Source organism: Psychrobacter sp. I-STPA6b (assembly GCF_020662265.1).
Taxonomy (GTDB): Bacteria; Pseudomonadota; Gammaproteobacteria; order Pseudomonadales; family Moraxellaceae; genus Psychrobacter.
Genome location: NZ_VEWM01000043.1, coordinates 1 through 557, shown reverse-complemented (window position 1 = coordinate 557; position 557 = coordinate 1). Strand labels below are relative to the sequence as shown.

Genomic DNA, 557 nt, shown 5'->3' with positions numbered 1-557 from the left:
GGGTTTATTTTCACTTACTACGTTATGCTTGATGGTGTTTTCTAGTAATAACTGTAAAGATAATGGCACTACCCTAGCTTCTAAATTATCAAAATCAGTTGGTAATTGAAAGGTAATGCTGTTTTCAAATCGCATTTTCAATAAATTCATATAGGTTTTGGCAAAAGCCAATTCCTCGGCAACACTTACAAGTTCTTTGTCCTTTTGTTCTAAAACATATCGATAAATTTTAGATAAAGAGGTTGTAAAACGCTGTGCATTTTCAGGATTTTCCTCTATGAGTGAACTCAAAACATTCAAACTGTTGAACAAAAAATGCGGGTCAATTTGGTTTTTTAAACTTTCGAATTTGGCATTGGCTGTACCTGCAATAATTTTTTGCTCCTTGACTTTGTTCTCATTATACGCTTTGTAAAAATAGATTGCATGTATGGTTAGCGTAACAAAAAAAGTTATGATACTGGATACAATGTAGCTCTCTGGGTTTTCATTTTCCAAAAACTCTTGCAAACTTTTGTTGTTATAGACTACTTCTTCAAACAAGTGCAATAAAAAAA

1 protein-coding gene is annotated in these 557 nt (G+C 32.1%); it reads right to left on the bottom strand.

The features are described from left to right. A partial coding sequence (locus FHK88_RS03695) for a sensor histidine kinase (RefSeq protein WP_227429428.1) occupies positions 1-557 on the bottom strand: 557 nt, incomplete at both ends.